Annotated in this window: 14 protein-coding genes and 1 riboswitch; of the genes, 7 read left to right on the forward strand and 7 right to left on the reverse strand. The window is 71.1% G+C overall.

The genetic code is table 11. The features are described from left to right. Nucleotides 1–84 precede the first annotated feature (84 nt). Both SCK26_RS19010 and SCK26_RS19015 read left to right on the forward strand, forming a co-directional pair. On the forward strand, nt 85–1,023 hold the full coding sequence (locus SCK26_RS19010) for an IclR family transcriptional regulator (RefSeq protein ID WP_412080759.1): 939 nt from the start codon (nt 85–87) through the stop codon (nt 1,021–1,023). Nucleotides 1,024–1,122: 99 nt separating this feature from the next. After that, complete coding sequence (locus tag SCK26_RS19015; protein WP_318202501.1) at nt 1,123–1,560, forward strand: SsgA family sporulation/cell division regulator; 438 nt, start codon at nt 1,123–1,125, stop codon at nt 1,558–1,560. An 84-nt stretch (nt 1,561–1,644) separates the two neighbouring features. Here the strand turns inward: SCK26_RS19015 and SCK26_RS19020 are convergent, their stop codons facing one another. Then, complete coding sequence (locus SCK26_RS19020) at nt 1,645–3,075, reverse strand: YibE/F family protein (protein ID WP_412080859.1); 1,431 nt, start codon at nt 3,073–3,075, stop codon at nt 1,645–1,647. A gap of 81 nt (nt 3,076–3,156) precedes the next feature. After that, a riboswitch (TPP riboswitch) is annotated at nt 3,157–3,334 on the forward strand. Between SCK26_RS19020 and thiC the strand changes: the two genes are divergently transcribed. Next, nucleotides 3,327–5,111, forward strand: coding sequence for a phosphomethylpyrimidine synthase ThiC (gene thiC, locus SCK26_RS19025; RefSeq protein WP_318202503.1), 1,785 nt, complete (start codon nt 3,327–3,329; stop codon nt 5,109–5,111). Its footprint overlaps the riboswitch before it by 8 nt. Nucleotides 5,112–5,147: 36 nt before the next feature. On the opposite strand, the gene SCK26_RS19030 is transcribed toward thiC, so the two are convergent. From SCK26_RS19030 to SCK26_RS19040, 3 genes are all read right to left on the reverse strand, one after another. Continuing rightward, the gene (locus tag SCK26_RS19030) at nt 5,148–6,017 is read right to left on the reverse strand and encodes a DUF4126 domain-containing protein (protein WP_318202504.1); all 870 of its coding nucleotides are present in this window, start codon (nt 6,015–6,017) and stop codon (nt 5,148–5,150) included. Nucleotides 6,018–6,199: 182 nt separating this feature from the next. After that, a complete protein-coding gene (locus SCK26_RS19035) occupies nt 6,200–7,279 on the reverse strand; it encodes a metallophosphoesterase (protein ID WP_318202505.1) in 1,080 nt (359 codons plus the stop codon). 340 nt (nt 7,280–7,619) lie between these two features. After that, a complete protein-coding gene (locus SCK26_RS19040) occupies nt 7,620–8,732 on the reverse strand; it encodes a LacI family DNA-binding transcriptional regulator (protein ID WP_318202506.1) in 1,113 nt (370 codons plus the stop codon). A gap of 456 nt (nt 8,733–9,188) precedes the next feature. On the opposite strand from SCK26_RS19040, the gene hisC reads away from it, so the two are divergent. Then, nucleotides 9,189–10,268 carry a histidinol-phosphate transaminase gene (gene hisC, locus SCK26_RS19045; protein ID WP_318202507.1) on the forward strand — a complete coding sequence of 360 codons (1,080 nt, stop codon included), beginning with the start codon at nt 9,189–9,191 and terminating at the stop codon, nt 10,266–10,268. Between the two features lie 50 nt (nt 10,269–10,318). Here hisC and SCK26_RS19050 read toward each other — a convergent pair whose 3' ends face one another. Beyond that, nucleotides 10,319–10,696: a cyclophilin-like fold protein gene (locus SCK26_RS19050; RefSeq protein WP_318202508.1), complete on the reverse strand. Its 378-nt coding sequence runs from the start codon at nt 10,694–10,696 to the stop codon at nt 10,319–10,321. Nucleotides 10,697–10,905: 209 nt separating this feature from the next. On the opposite strand from SCK26_RS19050, the gene SCK26_RS19055 reads away from it, so the two are divergent. From SCK26_RS19055 to cydD, 3 genes are read left to right on the forward strand one after another with little or no spacing between them, the layout of a single operon-like run. Further along, nucleotides 10,906–12,414 (forward strand): cytochrome ubiquinol oxidase subunit I, encoded by a 1,509-nt coding sequence (locus SCK26_RS19055; RefSeq protein ID WP_318202509.1) that lies wholly within the window; start codon nt 10,906–10,908, stop codon nt 12,412–12,414. 15 nt (nt 12,415–12,429) lie between these two features. Further along, a complete protein-coding gene (gene cydB / locus SCK26_RS19060) occupies nt 12,430–13,437 on the forward strand; it encodes a cytochrome d ubiquinol oxidase subunit II (RefSeq protein WP_318202510.1) in 1,008 nt (335 codons plus the stop codon). A gap of 59 nt (nt 13,438–13,496) precedes the next feature. Beyond that, entirely contained in the window at nt 13,497–17,015 is a 3,519-nt protein-coding gene (cydD, locus tag SCK26_RS19065; protein ID WP_318202511.1) for a thiol reductant ABC exporter subunit CydD, read from the forward strand. A gap of 115 nt (nt 17,016–17,130) precedes the next feature. Here the strand turns inward: cydD and SCK26_RS19070 are convergent, their stop codons facing one another. Next, on the reverse strand, nt 17,131–18,018 hold the full coding sequence (locus SCK26_RS19070; RefSeq protein ID WP_318206045.1) for an HAD-IIB family hydrolase: 888 nt from the start codon (nt 18,016–18,018) through the stop codon (nt 17,131–17,133). Nucleotides 18,019–18,096: 78 nt separating this feature from the next. Then, nucleotides 18,097–18,999, reverse strand: coding sequence for an LLM class flavin-dependent oxidoreductase (locus SCK26_RS19075; protein ID WP_318202512.1), 903 nt, complete (start codon nt 18,997–18,999; stop codon nt 18,097–18,099). Nucleotides 19,000–19,131: the final 132 nt, after the last annotated feature.

Consider the following 19,131-nt stretch of genomic DNA (forward strand, 5'->3'; position numbering starts at 1 on the left):
CGCGGACTCCGGCTCCGTGGGAGGCGCAGACCCCGTGCTCCACCCCTCGCACGGGTTCCCCCCTCGCGCTTCGGGAGTGACCCCTTGGCCATGGTTGACACCGCACCGGCAGCACCCCACGCACCCGCCGTCGCACCGCGCCCCCGCGCATCCGCCTACCAGCGACCACCGTCCCCACTCGTCCCCAGCCAGGCCGGCGCGCCCGCGGCCGGTGCCGGCCTCTGTGAGCCCGCGCCCTCCGCCGGCCGGCCGGCACCGCGACCCCCGGCCACGCCCGCCGCCACCCTCATCGGATCCGTCCAGCGCGCCATGCGCCTGCTGGAGACGGTCGCCTCGCACCCCTACGGCGCCCCCGCCAAACAACTCGCGCGCGAGACCGGCCTCGCGCTGCCCACCGCCTACCACCTGCTGCGCACACTGGTGCACGAGGGCTATCTGCACCGGGACAAGGGACTGTTCTTCCTCGGTGACGCCGCGGAGCGGCTGGCCCGCGGCGGAGCACAGCAGAAACGTCGCAGCATGGTGGCGGACATCCTCGCCCACTGGCGCGATTCCATCGGTGTGCCGGTGTACTACGCGAGATACCGGGAGGGCGAGATCGAGGTCATGTGCGTCTCCGCCTCGCCCCAGGCACCGGCGGTCGAGGAGTGGGCGGACTTCCGCGAGACCGGCCATGCGCACGCGATCGGGCAGTGCCTGCTCTCCCAGCTGGACGAGGACGCGCGCCGCGACCATCTCGCCCGCTACCCCGCGCGGCCCGTCACCCCGTACACCGTGCGGGACAACGACGCGCTGCTACGGCGGCTGGCCCGGACCGGCCGGATGGAACCGACGGTGGAGCGCCAGGAGTACGCCGTCGGGACGGTCTGCGCGGCGATTCCCATCACGGTCGGCGCCACCGCGGCCACCATGGCCATGTCGATGCCCGCCCACCAGGCCGACCGGCTGCTGCCCGCGGCCCGTCGGCTGCAGACGGAGATCGGGCGGCACCTGGGATCGCTCACGCTCTCTATCAGTATCTGAAAACTCACTCCTTGTGATCCACTGTGTACGTTCAGCAAGATTTGACCACGGTCAGAGGGATCGATCCCGGCCAGTCGACGTCATATGACGGGGTAGGCAATGCGCGAGTCCGTACAGGCAGAAGTCATGATGAGCTTTCTCGTGTCCGAGGAGCTCTCCTTCCGCATCCCGGTGGAGTTGCGCTACGAGACCAGTGATCCCTATGCCGTGCGGCTCACCTTTCATCTTCCAGGTGACGCACCCGTCACCTGGGCCTTCGGGCGCGAGCTGCTGATCGACGGGGTCGGCCGTCCGTGCGGGGAGGGAGACGTGCGTATCTCCCCCGTCGACTCGGAGGTGCTGGGAGAGGTGCTGATCCGGCTTCAGGTCGGTGGTGACCATGCCCTCTTCCGCTCGTCGGCGCCTCCGCTCGTGGCCTTCCTCGACCGCACGGACAAACTGGTGCCGCTCGGTCAGGAGGCGGCACTGGCCGATTTCGACGCGCATCTGGACGAGGCCCTGGACCGCATCCTGGCCGAGGAGCAGAGCGCCGGCTGAAGCGTCACGGCAAGGGGGCTCCGCCGTCGGGTGCGGGGTCGTGCAGGAACGCTTCTGCACAGCGGGCGGCGGTGCCGCCGGCGCTCACCGCTTCCGGCGCCGGCCCCGGCCGCCGCGCGCCGGGGCGGTCCGGGCACCGGCGGATGCCGTGGCCGCCGCGGCGGCCGGTCCGCCCCGGTCGGCCGACACCACCAGCGCGGCCAGCGCCGTGGTGACCGGGACCGAGGCGACCAGACCGATCGAGCCCACCAGCGTGCGCACGATCTCCTCGGCCACCAGCTCGCTGTTGGCCACGGTCCCCACGCTGCTCTGCGCGATCGAGAACAGCAGCAGCAACGGCAGCGCGGCACCGGCGTAGGCGAGCACCAGGGTGTTGACCACGGACGCGATGTGGTCGCGGCCGATCCGGATGCCCGCCCGGTACAGCCCGCGCCAGCCCATCGACGGGTTGGCCTCGTGCAGTTCCCAGACGGCCGACGTCTGGGTCACCGTCACATCGTCCAGCACGCCGAGCGATCCGATGATGACCCCGGCCAGCAGCAGACCGCTCATGTCGATCGACGGATACAGGCCGTGGATCAGACCCGTGTTGTCGTCCGTGTTGCCCGTCAGCGCGGCCCAGCCGATGAACAGCGACCCGAGCACACCGATCAGCGCCAGCGATATCAGCGTGCCGAGCACCGCCACCGACGTGCGGGCCGACAGACCGTGGCACAGGTACAGGGCGATCAGCATGATGGCACTCGATCCGACGACGGCCACCAGCAGCGGATTAGATCCCTGGAGGATCGCCGGCAGGATGAACAGCGTCAGCACCAGGAAGCTGACGGCCAGGGCGACCAGAGCCATGACCCCGCGCAGCCGGCCCACCACGACCACGGCCACCGCGAAGATTCCGGCGAGCAGTGTCATGGGGAACTTGCGGTTCACATCGGTCACCGCGTACTGCAGGTTCTTCGGTGCCGAGGGCTCGTAGGCGACCACGACCTTCTCGCCCTGGGAGAGCTGGCGCGACTGGTCCGGCTGCACGATCTCGGTGAAGGTACGGCCCTTGTCCTGACCGGTGTCGACCCGGATCGTGGCCTTCTTGCAGGTGCCGTCGGCCTGTTGCCGGGCCGAGCTGCCCTCGGCGGTGGAGGTGTCGCCGGTCGGGGGCACTCCGGAGGCGTTCGCCGACGCGCAGCTCAGCTCGACGACCTGGGTGACCGTGGCCTGCTGGGTCTGACGGTCGAAGCCGACGCCGGTGCGCTTGTGGGCCGGGGTCTGTCCGGGCCAGAGCACCACGAGGCCGACCAGGACCGCCGCGGTGAAGGGGACCAGGACCGCCGCGATGACTTTGCGCAGGTGCAGGGAGACGGGAGCGGCGGGGCCGTGACTGTGGCTGTGGCCGTGCGAGTGACCGTGCCCGGGAGCGGCGGCACGGCCGCCCTCGGAGGCTGCGTGGCCGTGCCCGGCGGCCTGCTCCGAGCCGTCTCGGCGGTGCGGCTCGGAAGGCTGATGGGGGTACTGCTCCATGCTGGTCACCGCCCGATCATCCCAAGAACGCGAGGGGGCCCACTGTTCACCGCGCCATACATGGCGCTAGCGTGGAGGCACCTTTGCACACGCGGGAGCTCGGAGCACCGGGCTGAGAGGGCGCTGACCTCCGTGGTGGCGATGTTTCACGTGGAACAAGCGATGTTCCGCGGGAAGCGTCGGCCTACGGGAACCGCTGCGTCGACCGCCGAACCTGTTACCGGGTAATGCCGGCGTAGGGAGTAGGTCTCATGACCAACAAGGACGCACGCACGCCTGCCTCCGCTCAGGACGACAAGTCCGCGGAGGCCGGGAAGTCCATCGGCTGGCACAAGGCATATGTCGAGGGCTCGCGCCCCGACCTACGGGTGCCGGTCCGTCAGGTGCATCTCACGAACGGGCAGTCGGTCACGCTGTACGACACATCGGGCCCGTACACCGATCCGCTCGCCGATACGGACGTCCGCAGGGGCCTGCCGCCGCTGCGGGAGAACTGGATCATCGCCCGCGGCGACACCGAGGAGTACACGGGCCGGCCGGTCCGTCCCGAGGACGACGGGATCAAGCACACCTCGCCGCGCGGCGGGCTGCGCAACCTGGACGCGGTCTTCCCCGGACGCCCGCGCCAGCCGCGGCGCGGACGTGACGGCCAGGCGGTGACCCAGCTCGCGTACGCCCGCCGGGGCGAAATCACGCCGGAGATGGAGTTCGTGGCCCTCCGGGAGAACGTCTCGCCCGAGGTGGTCCGCGAGGAGATCGCGGCGGGCCGGGCCGTGCTGCCGGCCAACGTCAACCACCCGGAGATCGAGCCGATGATCATCGGCAAACGGTTCCTGGTGAAGGTGAACGCCAACATCGGCAACTCGGCGGTGACGTCCTCCATCGAAGAGGAGGTCGAGAAGATGACCTGGGCGACCCGCTGGGGCGCCGACACGGTCATGGATCTGTCCACCGGCCGCAACATCCACACCACCCGCGAGTGGGTGCTGCGCAACTCGCCCGTTCCCATCGGCACGGTGCCGCTCTACCAGGCGCTGGAGAAGGTCGACGGCAAGGCCGAGGAACTGACCTGGGAGATCTACAAGGACACCGTCATCGAGCAGGCCGAGCAGGGCGTGGACTACATGACGGTCCACGCGGGCGTCCGGCTGCCGTACGTCCCGCTCACCGCCAACCGCAAGACCGGCATCGTCTCGCGCGGTGGCTCCATCATGGCCGCGTGGTGCCTGGCGCACCACAAGGAATCATTCCTGTACGAGAACTTCGAGGAGCTGTGCGAGATCCTCGCCGCCTACGACGTCACGTACTCGTTGGGTGACGGCCTGCGGCCCGGATCGATCGCGGACGCCAACGACGAGGCCCAGTTCGCGGAGCTGCGGACGCTCGGGGAACTCAACCGGATCGCCAGGCGCTTCGACGTACAGACGATGATCGAGGGCCCCGGGCACGTCCCGATGCACAAGATCAAGGAGAACATCGACCTCCAGCAGGAGATCTGCGATGAGGCTCCGTTCTATACGCTCGGCCCGCTGACCACGGATGTCGCGCCGGCGTACGACCACATCACCTCCGGCATCGGTGCCGCGATGATCGCCTGGTGGGGCACGGCGATGCTCTGCTACGTCACGCCCAAGGAGCACCTGGGCCTGCCCAACAGGGACGACGTCAAGACCGGCGTCATCACCTACAAGATCGCGGCGCACGCGGCGGACCTGGCCAAGGGGCATCCCGGTGCGCAGGAGTGGGACGACGCGCTGTCCGACGCCCGCTTCGAGTTCCGGTGGGAGGACCAGTTCAACCTCGCCCTGGACCCCGACACGGCACGGGAGTTCCACGACGAGACCCTGCCGGCCGAACCCGCCAAGACGGCCCACTTCTGCTCCATGTGCGGCCCGAAGTTCTGCAGCATGAAGATCTCCCAGGACATCCGGCGGGAGCACGGCGGCAGCCGGGCCGAGATCGAGGAGGGCATGGCCCAGAAGTCGAAGGAGTTCGCGGAGGCCGGCAACCGGGTGTATCTGCCCCTCGCCGACTGAGCCTTCGGAGGCCGGGTGGCCCGGCGTACGGCCGGGCTACTCGGGGCGGTGCTCCGGGCCTCCGAAGTCCGGGCTCGTGTAGTCGGGGCTGGTGTAGCTGGGGCGGCCGGACGCCGTGCCGTCGCCGGGACTGCTGAAGCCCGGCCGGTCGTAGCCCAGGCGCGGTATGCGGCCGGTCGGCGCGGGCGGGACCGGGTGCCGTGCGGCGGCCGGGCCGGACTCGGCCAGCGCCTCCCGGAGGAAAGGCAGGATGCCGCGCTCCAGCAGGGCGTCCCGCCAGGCCTCTCTGGCCCTCGCCAGTTCCTCCTCGCCCGCGGCGTCCCGGGCCCGGGTGTCCGCCGGGGTGCGGTTGCGCAGGGCGGCGAGCAGCAGTCCGACGGCGGCGACCAGGGTCGCCGCCGCGGTCAGCGCGCCGAACACCCAGCCGGTGGCGAGCAGGGTCCGGGCGAGGGTCTGCCCGGGGCTCAGCGCCCGCAGGACGTAGCCGGTGAGCAGGAAGATCACCGCCGCGGTGGCGGAGAGGACGGGGGCCAGCACGGCGATGACCGCGACGGCGCCCGCGCCGGTGTCCTCGGCGGTGGTGCCGCCGGGCGCGGCGGCCGGGACCGTGTCCGCCGAACCAGGTTCTGGTGAGGAGGAGTTGCCCGTGGGTACCCGGGCGGACAGCGCCGGTTGGCGCCGGGCGTCGCGGAGTTCGGCGTAGTGCCGGTACTCGGCCGCCGCGGCAGCCGTGATCAGGGCGGAGGCGTCGAGTGCCAGGGCGCGCAGTTGCGCGGTGGTGAGCCGCTGTGCGGCAGCGGCCGATTCCGGTCGGTGCGGGGCGGAGCGCAGCGCCTCGTCGAGCAGCCGCTCGAATTCCCGGAGATCCTCGCTCTTCAGTTGCTGCGGAACGCTGTTCATGTGCATCCCCCGATGCTCCGTAGGGCTTGTGGCTCCCACGTCGGCGGCCGTCGGGCTGAAACGGAGGGAAGCCTGCTACGGACAAGCCGATGGTAGAGCCGTGACGGCGCGCGGTGACAGGGGATTGCCGGAAATTGCCGTCCGGCCTGCGCGTACGCGGTCTGGAGGGATGCCTGCCCGGCGGACCGTCAGATATCCAGGGGGAGCTGTCGGACCAGCAGCTTTCCGGCCATGGTCACCCCGCCGTCCATGGCGATGGCGAGCCCGTCGGCGTAGACGTGCGGTCCTTCGACGGCCGGGCCGGTGTCCTCCTCGCTGTCCTCGGAGCCGACCTCGCCGAGGAGGTAGGGGATGGGGCTGTGCCCGTGAACGACTCGGGTGCCGCCGTACGTATCGAGCAGGGAGCGCACGGCGTCGGCGCCGCCCTCGTCGCGGAAGGAGAAGCGCTTGGTGAACTTGCGGAACAGGTCCCAGACCTCGTCGGCGTCGTTGCGGGTCAGGGTCTCGCGGACGGTGTCGTTGACGGCCTCGATGGAGTCGCCGTAGTCGAGGTAGGCGGTGGTGTCGGAGTGGACGAGCAGATAGCCGTCGACCATCTCCACGGCGTCGAGGCGGGCCATCCACTGCAGGTGGTGGTCCTGGAGGCGGTCCATGTCGGTCTTCTGGCCGCCGTTGAGCAGCCAGGCCGCCTGGAAGGTGGCGGTGCCCGCGCCGGAGTTGACGGGCGTGTCGCCGAACCGCTTGGCACCGAGCAGCAGCAGCTCGTGGTTGCCCATGAGGGCCTTGCAGTAGCCGCCTGCCGCGGCGGCCTCGGCGGACAGCCGCATGACCAGGTCGATGACGCCGATGCCGTCCGGGCCGCGGTCGGTGAAGTCACCGAGGAACCACAGCCGGGTGGTGCCGGCGCACCACTGGCCCGCGGCGTCGATCAGTCCCTGTTCCTGCAGGGCGGCCACCAGCTCGTCCAGATAGCCGTGGACGTCGCCGACGACGTAGAGCGGTCCGGGGCCGGTCGCGGGCTGCGGGACCGGCGCGGCGGGGACCGGTTCGACGGGGACCTGAAGGGTGTCGCCGCGGTTGATGACCGGCAGGTCGCGCTGAGTGGGGGTGTAGCCCTCGGGATACGCCTCGTCGGCGGCCGGGACGGCGTTGCCGGGGTGGACGCCGCCGACGTACGGACCGGTCTCGTGCACGTACGCGGGTACCCGGAAGTCGCGCAGCGTCGCCGTCCGCTCCGCCTCGGGTCCCTGACCGGCCCCCTGAGTCATCAGACCCCTCCACCATCGCGCCGCATCTGCACCGCTTCGGACTGCCTGGTCGCAGCGGTCCGCGGTGTCGTGGGGCCCATCATAGGAATGCGCGTCGCGCCGTGTGATGACCCAGGGGTGGTGAATCGGAACAAGACTCCAGTTCACCGCGGCTTTCGCCCCGTTTGGGCAGATGTTCGACCAGCTCTCGGCCGATTGATCCCTCGTCCGGCCGGTTCTCGTGCCGTACCGGGCGCCCGCGCCGGACGCGCCCCGTGACGCGCCCGCCGGGCCCCGTGCCCCGCCGGCCGGCCCCGTGCTGCCCCGTGCCGCTCCGTGTCGCCCGGGGCGGCACGGAGCGCTACCGGTCGTCCGGTGTCCGCGGCGGGCTGACCGTCGTGCGCGGGGAGCGCCGCTGCGAGGAGGTACGCACGATCAGCTCCGTCGGTATCACCTGCTCGACCGGCTGCTCGGACTCGACGCCCTCGATGGCGTCGATGAGGAGCTGGACGACGGCGGTGCCGATACGGCGCGGCTTCAGCGAGAGCGTGGTGATGGGCGGCTCGGTGCTGGCGTACATGGTCGACTCGCTGCAGCACACGAGCAGCAGGTCGTCGGGCACGCGCAGGCCGTAGCGGCGGGCGGCGGCGAGCAGATCGGTGCCGTTGGGATCGAACAGCCCGTACACCGCGTCGGGCCGGTCGGGGCGGGCGAGCAGCCGGTCGGCGGCGACGGCACCCGCGCACGGGTCGTGCGCCGGGTACGCCTCGTAGACCGGGTCCTGGCCGACCCGTTCGCACCAGCGCAGATAGGCGGTGGTCGACAGATGTGTGTAGGTGTCCGTCGAGGTGCCCGTCAGCAGGCCGATGCGGCGGGCGCCGGCGGCGGCGAGATGGTCGAGGATGCCGAGCACGGCGGCCTCGTGGTCGTTGTCGACCCAGGCGGTGACGGGAAGGGAGCCGGCCGGCCGTCCGTCGGAGACGACGGGCAGTCCCTGCCGGACGAGTTCGCTGACGACCGGGTCCTGGTCGGAGGGGTCGATGACGACCGTGCCGTCCAGGGCCACATTGGACCAGACGTCGTGGCGGGAGGTCGCGGGCAGGATGACCAGGGCGTAGCCGCGGGCCAACGCGGCCGAGGTCGCGGCCCGGGCCATCTCCGCGAAGTACGCGAACTCCGTGAAGGTGAAAGGTTCATCCCCGTATGTCGTCACGGTCAGGCCGATCAGGCCCGACTTGCCGGTACGGAGGGTCCGGGCGGCGGCCGAGGGCCGGTACCCGAGGCGGTCGGCCACCTCGCGGACATGGCGCCGGGTGGCATCCGGGAGCCGGCCCTTGCCGTTGAGGGCGTCGGACACGGTCGTGATGGAGACCCCGGCGGCGGCGGCTACGTCTCTGATGCCCGCCCGGCCCGGTCGGCTGCCTCGACGTGAGGTTTCCGCTCGGCTCACCTGGTGCTTCCCTGCTGCTGTCATGGCGAGCCGATAGTAGGGCTCATGCGGTGGGGTAGTGCGGACGCATATGCACTCCTCGGGAGGCACGTTTCTGCATGGCCATTTGGCGTCAAGTGCCTTAGAAACAAAGGCAGTTACGGCATCAAGTCGCAGGACGTGACCTGCCGGGGCGGATGGACCTGTCGAGGGTCCGATGTTTCGAAGAGGTCTCAACTCACCTGCACGGGCGACGCGCGCCAGGGCGCAAGCCACCGGCGCATAGATATATGTACGGCGCGCCCCCCGAAACGCACGCCTTCGTGCGGTGATGCCCCCGATGGCGGCGCGGGCCGCGGAATCCATGCCCTCACGGGACCGGTGCCCCGGGGCCGCCGGGCGTCCCGGACCTGTACGCAGCGGGGCCGAATCCTCTTAAGGTGTGGAGTATTGGAAGCCGGCGGTGTCGACGGTCCGCCGGTGGTCGCGAGGAGGACTGCGGTGAGCGAGACAAGCCCCAAGCTGCGCGCCGAGCTGGAGGGTATCCCCACCTACAAGCCGGGCAAGCCGGCCGCGGCCGGCGGGACGGTCGCCTACAAGCTGTCCTCCAACGAGAACCCCTATCCGCCGCTGCCGGGCGTGCTGGAGAGCGTGACCGCGGCGGCCTGCGACTTCAACCGCTACCCGGACATGGGCTGCACGGGGCTGATGAACGAGCTGTCCGATCGCTTCGGGGTGCCGCTGTCCCACCTGGCGACCGGGACCGGCTCGGTCGGGGTCGCCCAGCAGCTCATCCAGGCCACCAGCGGCCCCGGTGACGAGGTGATCTACGCCTGGCGGTCGTTCGAGGCCTACCCGATCATCACGCAGGTCAGCGGTGCCCGGTCGGTGCAGGTGCCGCTGACGCCGGGTGACGTGCACGACCTGGACGCGATGGCGGACGCGATCACGGACCGGACGCGCCTGATCTTCGTCTGCAACCCCAACAACCCGACCGGCACGGTGGTGCGGCGGGCCGAGCTGGAACGGTTCCTCGACCGGGTGCCCGGAGATGTGCTGGTGGTGCTGGACGAGGCCTACCGGGAGTTCATCCGCGACCCCGAGGTGCCCGACGGCGTCGAGCTGTACCGGGAGCGGCCCAACGTCTGTGTGCTGCGGACCTTCTCCAAGGCGTACGGGCTGGCCGGGCTGCGGGTCGGTTTCGCGATCGCTCACGAGCCGGTGGCGGCGGCGCTGCGCAAGACGGCGGTGCCGTTCGGTGTGAGCCAGCTCGCTCAGGAGGCGGCGATCGCCTCGTTGCGGGCCGAGGACGAGCTGCTGGGCCGGGTCGGCTCGCTGGTGTGTGAGCGCACGCGCGTGGTCGACGCGCTGCGGGACCAGGGCTGGACGGTGCCGGAGACGCAGGCCAACTTCGTGTGGCTGCGGCTGGGCGAGCGCACCATCGCGTTCGCGCAGGCCTGTGAGGAGCACGGGGTGGTGGTCCGGCCGTTCCCGGGCGAGGGTGTGCGGGTAACGGTCGGCGAGGCCGAGGCGAACGACATCTTCCTGAAGGTGGCGGAGGCGTTCCCCAAGGGGCAGTGATTCCGCGGTAGCGCCGGAGTGCCGCGAGGAGCTGTGACGCCGCGGTGGCGCTACTCCTCGACCAGTTCCACACGGATGGGGTCGCCGGCCCGTACGGTCGCCAGGAGGCCGGCGTCCCCGTCCAGGCTGCCGAGGATGTTGCACGGACTCGCGAGGCGGCACTCCCGGCCGCGCGAGATCGGCGTGGGGCCGTAGGGGAGGGCGAGGGCGTCGCCCTCTGTCCAGAAGGCCACCGTGCCCGGTTCCACGACCTGGCGGGCGTCCGTTTCACGTGAAACAGAGACGCCTGTGTCGAAATACACCTCCTCACCCCATGTGCGCGCGGTCGAGGCGAGCGGCAGTGCCTCGGCGAGGGCCTGTGCCGTCGGGGTGCCTCCGTCGAGGGTCGCGGTGATGTTGCCCGCGGGCCAGGAGATGCGTATCTGCATGGGGCGCAATTCAACAAGATGTTGAAGTCGCCGCCAAGGCCTTGACGTGTCGGCGGAGGAGGCACCCCCCTGCTTCGGCTGAAAATCAGTGCGTCATAATGGCTTGTGAATGTGAACGCGTTCACAAGCGCGTCCCGTTTGCTCCTGTATGTGGGCAACAAACAGGGGCAAACCGCCGCTGACCACGCCGTAGTAAGGAGAGTGACGACGTGGACCTGGCTTTGGCGCCGGAAACACTGGCGCGCTGGCAGTTCGGCATCACCACCGTCTACCACTTCCTGTTCGTGCCGTTGACGATCTCCCTGGCCGCGCTCACGGCCGGGCTGCAGACGGCCTGGGTGCGCACGGAGAAGGAGAAGTACCTCAGGGCGACCAAGTTCTGGGGCAAGCTCTTCCTGATCAACATCGCCATGGGCGTGGTCACCGGCATCGTGCAGGAGTTCCAGTTCGGCATGAACTGGTCGGACTACTCGCGCTTCGTCGGTGACATCTTCGGCGCCCCGCTCGCCTTCGAGGCGCTGATCGCGTTCTTCTTCGAGTCCACGTTCATCGGGCTGTGGATCTTCGGCTGGGACAGGCTGCCGAAGAAGATCCACCTGGCCTGCATCTGGATGGTCTCGATCGGGACGGTCCTGTCGGCGTACTTCATCCTCGCGGCCAACTCCTGGATGCAGCACCCGGTCGGTTACAAGATCGACAAGGCGAGGGGACGGGCCGAGCTGACCGACTTCTGGGCCGTCCTGACCCAGAACACCGCCCTCACCCAGGCGTTCCACACCCTGTCGGCGGCCTTCCTGACCGGCGGCGCCTTCATGGTGGGCATATCCGCCTACCACCTGGCCCGCAAGAAGCACATCCGGGAGATGAAGACCTCGCTGCGGCTCGGTCTGATCACCGTCGTCATCGCCGGTCTGCTCACCGCGATCAGTGGCGACACCCTCGGCAAGGTGATGTTCAAGCAGCAGCCGATGAAGATGGCCGCCGCGGAGGCGCTGTGGGACGGCCAGAAGCCGGCTCCGTTCTCGATCTTCGCCTACGGCGACGTGGACAAGGGCCACAACTCCGTGGCCATCGAGATCCCGGGCCTGTTGTCCTTCCTCGCCGACGACAACTTCAGCTCGTACGTCCCCGGCATCAACGACGTCAACAAGGCCGAGCAGCAGAAGTTCGGGCCCGGCGACTACCGGCCCAACATCCCGGTGGCCTTCTGGGGCTTCCGCTGGATGATCGGCTTCGGCATGGCCTCCTTCGCCATCGGGCTGGCAGGGCTGTGGCTGACCCGCAAGAAGTTCATGCTGCCGCAGCACCTCAGGGTCGGCGAGGACGAGGTGCCGCACCTGGTGCTGTTCAAGAACAAGGCGCTCAGCCCGAAGCTCACCCCCTGGTACTGGCGCATCGCGACCTGGACGATGGCCTTTCCGCTGATCGCCAACTCCTGGGGCTGGATCTTCACCGAGATGGGCCGCCAGCCGTGGGTCGTCTACGGCGTGCTGCGGACCCGGGACGCGGTCTCCCCCGGTGTCTCCCAGGGCGAGGTCGTCACCTCGATGGCCGTCTTCACCGCGCTCTACGCGATCCTCGCCGTGGTCGAGGTCAAGCTGCTCGCGAAGTACGTCAAGGCCGGCCCGCCCGAACTCACCGAGGCCGACCTCAACCCGCCCACGAAGATCGGCGGCGACACCCGTGACGCCGACAAGCCGATGGCCTTCTCGTACTAGGCCGGGGGAACAGTCATGCAACTTCACGACGTCTGGTTCGTCCTGATCGCCGTCCTGTGGACCGGCTACTTCTTCCTGGAGGGCTTCGACTTCGGAGTCGGCATCCTCACCAGGCTGCTGGCCCGGGGCCGGGCCGAGCGCCGGGTGCTGATCAACACCATCGGCCCGGTCTGGGACGGCAACGAGGTGTGGCTGCTCACCGCGGGCGGCGCGACCTTCGCCGCCTTCCCCGAGTGGTACGCCACCCTTTTCTCCGGCTTCTACCTGCCGCTGCTGCTCATCCTGGTCTGCCTGATCGTCCGGGGTGTCGCCTTCGAGTACCGGGTCAAGCGGCCCGAGGAGAACTGGCAGCGCAACTGGGAGACGGCGATCTTCTGGTGCTCGCTCCTCCCGGCGTTCCTGTGGGGGGTGGCCTTCGGGAACATCGTGCGGGGCGTGAAGATCGACCAGCACTTCGAGTACGTCGGCAATGTCTGGGACCTGCTCAACCCCTACGCCCTGCTCGGCGGTCTGGTGACGCTCACGCTGTTCACCTTCCACGGCGCGGTCTTCACCGCGCTCAAGACCGTCGGTGACATCCGGGTGCGGGCAAGGAAGCTGGCCCGCTGGGTCGGTCTGGCCGCGGCCCTCGTGGCGCTCGCCTTCCTGCTGTGGACGCAGGCCGACAGTGGAGACGGCAAGAGCCTGGTCGCCCTGGTCGTGGCCGTCGTCGCCCTGGTCGCCGCGCTGGTGGCCAACCAGGCCGGACGGGAGGGCTGGGCCTTCTCGCTGTCCGGCGTCACCATCGTGGCCGCCGTGGCGATGCTCTTCCTCTCGCTCTTCCCGAACGTCATGCCGTCCACGCTGAACGGGGACTGGAGCCTGACGGTCACCAACGCCTCGTCGAGCCCCTACACCCTCAAGATCATGACGTGGCTGGCGGCGATCGCCACCCCGCTCGTCGTGCTCTACCAGGGCTGGACCTACTGGGTGTTCCGCAAGCGGATCGGCACGCAGCACATCGCTCCCGACGCCGCTCACTGAGTCCGCCGAGGGTGTGTTTCACGTGAAACACACCCTCTGGGCCGAAGGGCATGTTTCACGTGAAACCAATCGATCCACGCCTGCTGCGGTACGCCCGCGCCACCCGGCTCTTCCTCGTGGCCGTCGTCGGTCTGGGGGCCGTGGGAGCCGGACTGGTCATCGCGCAGGCGATGCTCGTCGCCGAGATCGTCGTCGGCGCGTTCCAGCACGGCCACTCGGCCGGTGATCTGCGCACTCCGCTGCTGCTGTTGGCCGCCGTGGCCGTGGGGCGGTCGTCGGTCGCGTGGCTCACCGAACTCGCGGCCCATCGGGCCGGCGCGGCGGTGAAGTCGGAGCTGCGCGGGCGGCTGCTGGACCGGGCGGCGGCGCTCGGCCCGGACCGGCCGGCCGGGCAGCGGACCGGCTCGCTGGTCACCCTGGCCACGCGCGGGGTCGATGCCCTGGACGACTACTTCTCGCGCTACCTCCCGCAGCTGGGACTGGCCGTGGTCGTGCCGGTGGCGGTGCTGGCGCGAATCGTCACCGAGGACTGGGTGTCGGCGGCGATCATCGTCGGCACCCTGCCGCTGATTCCGCTCTTCATGATGCTGATCGGCTGGGCGACCCAGTCCCGGATGGATCGTCAGTGGCTGCTGTTGTCCCGGCTGTCCGGCCACTTCCTGGACGTGGTCGCGGGACTGCCGACGCTGAAGGTGTTCGGCCGGGCCAAGGCACAGGCCGCGTCGATCCGGCGGATCACCGGGGAGTACCGGCAGGCCACCCTGCGCACCCTGCGGATCGCCTTCCTCTCCTCCTTCGCGCTGGAGTTGCTGGCCACGCTGTCCGTCGCGCTGGTCGCCGTGACGATCGGGATGCGGCTCGTGCACGGGGACATGGACCTGTACGTCGGGCTGGTGATCCTGGTGCTGGCGCCCGAGGCGTATCTGCCGTTGCGGCAGGTGGGGGCGCAATACCACGCGGCGGCGGAAGGGCTGGCCGCCGCGGAGGAGATCTTCTCCGTGCTGGAGACGCCCGTGCCGGTAACGGGCACCGGCGCGGTGCCCGCGGGCGCCATGGCCTTCGAGGACGTCACCGTCCGCTACCCGGGGCGCTCTTCGGACGCGGTGACCGGAGTGTCGTTCCGCGTGGAGCCCGGTGAGACCGTCGCGCTGGTCGGGCCGAGCGGGGCGGGCAAGTCGACGCTGCTCAGCGTGTTGCTGGGCTTCGTACGGCCCGCCCAGGGGCGGGTGCGGATCGGGGACGCCGATCTCGCCGGCCTCGACCTGGAGGAGTGGCGGTCACGGATCGCGTGGGTGCCGCAACGGCCTCATCTGTACGCCGGGACCATCGCGGAGAACGTGCGGCTGGCCCGGCCCGGGGCCGACGACGACGCCGTGCGGCGTGCTCTGCGGGACGCGGGTGCGTGGGAGTTCGTGGCGGAGCTGCCGGAAGGGGCCGGCACCGTGCTCGGGGAGGACGGGGCGGGGCTGTCGGCGGGACAGCGGCAGCGGATCGCGCTGGCCCGGGCGTTCCTCGCGGACCGGCCCGTGCTGTTGCTGGACGAGCCGACGGCCGCGTTGGACGGGGCGACGGAGGGGGAGGTCGTGGCGGCGGTGCGGAGGCTGGCCGCCGGGCGGACCGTGCTCCTGGTCGTGCACCGGCCGGCGTTGCTGGCGCTGGCCGACAGGGTCGTACGGCTGGGTGGCGCGGATGTCGCGGAGCACCCGGGGGACGGCCGGACATCCGAGGCGCTCCGCACCCTGGATCCCCGGCCTCGTCCCTCCGCCGCCCGGCTCGATGGGCCGGAGGAGGAACCGCGTGGGGTCGGTCCGTCGGGCGGGGTCCGGAGGCGGAGTGTGCTGGCCCGGGTCCGAGAGCTGGGCGGAGGGGCGCGCGGGCGGCTGATCGGGGCCCTGGTGCTGGGGAGTCTGGCCCTGGGGAGTGCCGTCGGGCTGATGGCGACCTCCGGCTGGCTCATCTCGCGGGCCTCGCAGCAGCCGCCGGTGCTCTATCTGATGGTGGCCGTGACCGCCACCCGTGCCTTCGGGATCGGGCGGGCCGTCTTCCGCTATGCCGAACGGCTGGTCTCGCACGACGCCGTCCTGCGGATGCTGGCCGACACCCGGGTGGCGGTGTACCGGCGCCTGGAACGCCTCGCCCCCGCGGGTCTGCGCGGCGCCCGGCGCGGCGATCTGCTCACCCGGCTGGTCGCGGACGTGGACGCCTTCCAGGACTACTGGCTGCGCTGGCTGCTGCCCGCCGGAGCCGCCGTCGCCGTCTCGGCCGCCTCCGTCGCCTTCACGGCCTGGCTGCTGCCCGAGGCCGGTGCCGCGCTCGCGGCGGGCCTGCTGGCGGCGGGCGTCGGCGTGCCCCTGCTCACCGCGGCCGTGGCCCGGCGGACCGAGCGGCGGCTGGCGCCCGCCCGTGGTGTGCTCGCCACCCGGGTGACCGACCTGCTCACCGGCACCGCCGAGCTGACCGTCGCCGGCGCGCTGCCGGCCCGCATGGACGCTGCCCGGCGGGCGGACGGCACCCTCACCCGGATCGCCGCGCGCGCCGCAGCCGTCACCGGACTCGGTGACGGCCTCACCGCGCTGATCTCCGGGCTGACCGTCACGGCCACCGCGGTGTTCGGCGCCCAGGCGGTGGCGGCCGACCGGCTCGGCGGCGTGGCGATGGCCGTCGTCGTACTGACCCCGCTGGCCGCCTTCGAGGCCGTCCTCGGGCTGCCGCTCGCCGTGCGGTACCGGCAGCGGGTGCGGCGCAGCGCGGAGCGGGTGTACGAGGTCCTGGACGCCGCCGAGCCCGTACGTGAGCCGGAGCAGCCCCGGCCGGCACCCGTGTCGCCGTTCCCGGTGGTCCTCAAGGGCGTGGTCGCGCGCCATGAGGGGCAGCGGCGGGAGGCGCTCGCCGGAGTGGACCTGACGCTGGAGCGGGGGCGCCGGATCGCGGTGGTGGGGGCCTCCGGTTCCGGCAAGACGACGCTCGCGCACGTGCTGCTGCGGTTCCTGGACCCGCGGGCGGGCTCGTACACGCTCGCCGGTGTGGACGCGTGCGCGGTGGCGGGGGACGACGTACGGCGGCTGGTCGGGCTGTGTGCGCAGGACGCGCATCTCTTCGACAGCTCGGTGCGCGAGAACCTGGCCCTGGCCAGGAAGGACGCCTCCGAGGCCGAGCTGCGCGGCGCGCTGGCCCGGGCCCGGCTGCTGGACTGGGTGGAGTCGCTGCCCGACGGTCTGGACACGCTCGTCGGCGAGCACGGGGCCCGGCTCTCCGGCGGGCAGCGGCAGCGGCTGGCACTGGCCCGCGCGCTGCTGGCCGACTTCCCGGTGCTGGTCCTGGACGAGCCCGCGGAGCATCTGGACCTGGCGACGGCGGACGCGCTGACCGCCGATCTGCTGGCCGCCACCGAGGGCCGCACCACGCTGCTGATCACTCACCGGCTGGCGGGACTCGACGCGGTGGACGAGGTGATCGTCCTCGACGCGGGCCGGGTGGCGCAGCGCGGACCGTACCGGCGGCTGCTGGCCGAGGAGGGCCCGCTGCGGGAGATGGCGGCCCGGGAGGCCGAGGCGGGGGAGCCGGCGGGGGTGCGGTGAGGCCGGTGGGGTGAGGCGGGGGCCGACGGGGTGCGAGGAGCCTCGCCGGCCGCCGCTCCCAACCCGCGGCGCTCGCGCTCGCGTCACCCGTCCCATGCCGCGGGAGCCGCTCCCGCTATCCCCGGTCCGCCAGGAGCTGTTCGATCACCACCGCCACGCCGTCCTCGTTGTTGGCGACCGTGCGGCCCGAGGCGGCGGCGATGGCGTCCGGGTGGGCGTTGCCCATCGCGTACGACTGACCGGCCCAGGTCAGCATCTCCACGTCGTTGGGCATGTCCCCGAAGGCCACGACCTCCTCGTGCGAGATGCCGCGCTCGGCGCAGCACAGGGCGAGGGTGCTGGCCTTGGAGACGCCGGGCCCGCTCAGTTCCAGCAGGGCGCTGGGGCTGGAGCGGGTGACGTTGGCGTGGCCGTCGACCGTCAGGCGGGCCAGCGTGAGGAAGGCGTCGGGGTCGAGGGAGGGGTGGTAGGCGAGGATCTTGAGCACGGGCTGGTCGGCGGTCGGACCGTCGGGGGCGAGCAGTTCCTCGGCGGGCAGGAGGGTGTCCGGTATCTCCATGTGCAGCTTGGGATAGTCCGGCTCCTGGTGGAAGCCGTAGGTCTGCTCGATCGCGAACACCGTGCCGGGGGCCGCCTCGCGCAGCAGCCGTGCGGCGGCCAGGGCGTTCTCCCGGGCCAGCTCGCGGACCTTCACGAACCGGTGGGCGCCGGGGCCGCCGTGCAGGTCGACCACGGCGGCGCCGTTGCCGCAGATCGCCAGGCCGTGACCGTGGACGTGGTCGCTGACCACGTCCATCCAGCGGGCCGGCCGGCCGGTGACGAAGAAGACCTCGATGCCCGCCTCCTCGGCGGCGGCCAGCGCGGCCACGGTCCGCGCGGAGACCGACTTGTCGTCGCGCAGCAGGGTGCCGTCGAGGTCGGTGGCGATCAGCCGCGCCGGCAGGGCGGCGGCAGGGGTTCCGGACTGTCTGGTCGCTGAGGTCACCCGGCCATTCTCGCGCAGGCCCCGCACGGCCGTGCGGGGCCGTGCACGGATGAGACACAGGCGACGCGGACGAGGGACGGCCGGGACGGCGAGGAGTCAGTCCAGCTGGGGGAGCGCCTCCATGGCGATCCGCTCGAAGGTCTTCTCGTCCGCCGCGAAGCCGGAGTCCGGGACGGGCCAGTGGATCACGATCTCCGTGAAGCCCAGCTCACGGTGGCGGCCGGCGAAGTCCACGAAGGCGTCCAGGGACGACAGGGGCCGGCCGCGGTCGGGCGTGAAGCCGGTGAGCAGGATCTTGTCCAGCCCGGCCAGGTCCCGCCCGGCGGCCTCGCAGGCCTCGGACAGCTTGCCGATCTGTCCGCGCAGGGCCTCGACGGACTGCTCCGGCGTGCCGGTCTCGTACAGCTTCGGGTCACCGGTGGTCACCCACGCCTGGCCGTGGGCGGCGGCGAGCTTGAGACCGCGCGGGCCGGTGGCCGCCACGGCGAACGGCAGCCGGGGGCGCTGGACACAGCCCGGGATGTTCCGGGCCTCGTGGGCCGAGTAGAACCGTCCCTCGTGGGACACCGCGTCCTCGGTGAGCAGCCGGTCCAGCAGGGGGACGAACTCGGCGAACCGGTCCGCGCGCTCACGCGGGGTCCAGGGCTCCTGGCCGAGGGCGGTCGCGTCGAAACCGGTGCCGCCGGCGCCGATGCCGAGGGTGATCCGGCCGCCGGAGATGTCGTCCAGGGAGATCAGTTCCTTGGCGAGGGTCACCGGGTGGCGGAAGTTCGGCGAGGTGACCAGCGTGCCCAGGCGCAGTCGCTCGGTGACCGCCGCGGCGGCCGTCAGTGTCGGTACGGCGCCGAACCAGGGGCCGTCACGGAAGCTGCGCCAGGACAGGTGGTCGTAGGTGTACGCCGTGTGGAAGCCGAGTTGTTCGGCGCGCTCCCACGCCGAACGGGCGCCTTCGTGCCAGCGGCGGTACGGAAGGATCACGGTGCTCAGACGCAGACTCATGCGTCCGAGAGTAAGCGGCTCCGCCGACGGCCAGGGAAACGGTCACCGTGCGCACGCGCCCGGCCGCCGCACACGGAAGAGACGCGGATCACGCAGGTTTTTCCGTTCGGGGGTTTGATCCACAACGAAGTG

Source organism: Streptomyces sp. SCL15-4, assembly GCF_033366695.1.
Lineage (GTDB): Bacteria > Actinomycetota > Actinomycetes > Streptomycetales > Streptomycetaceae > Streptomyces.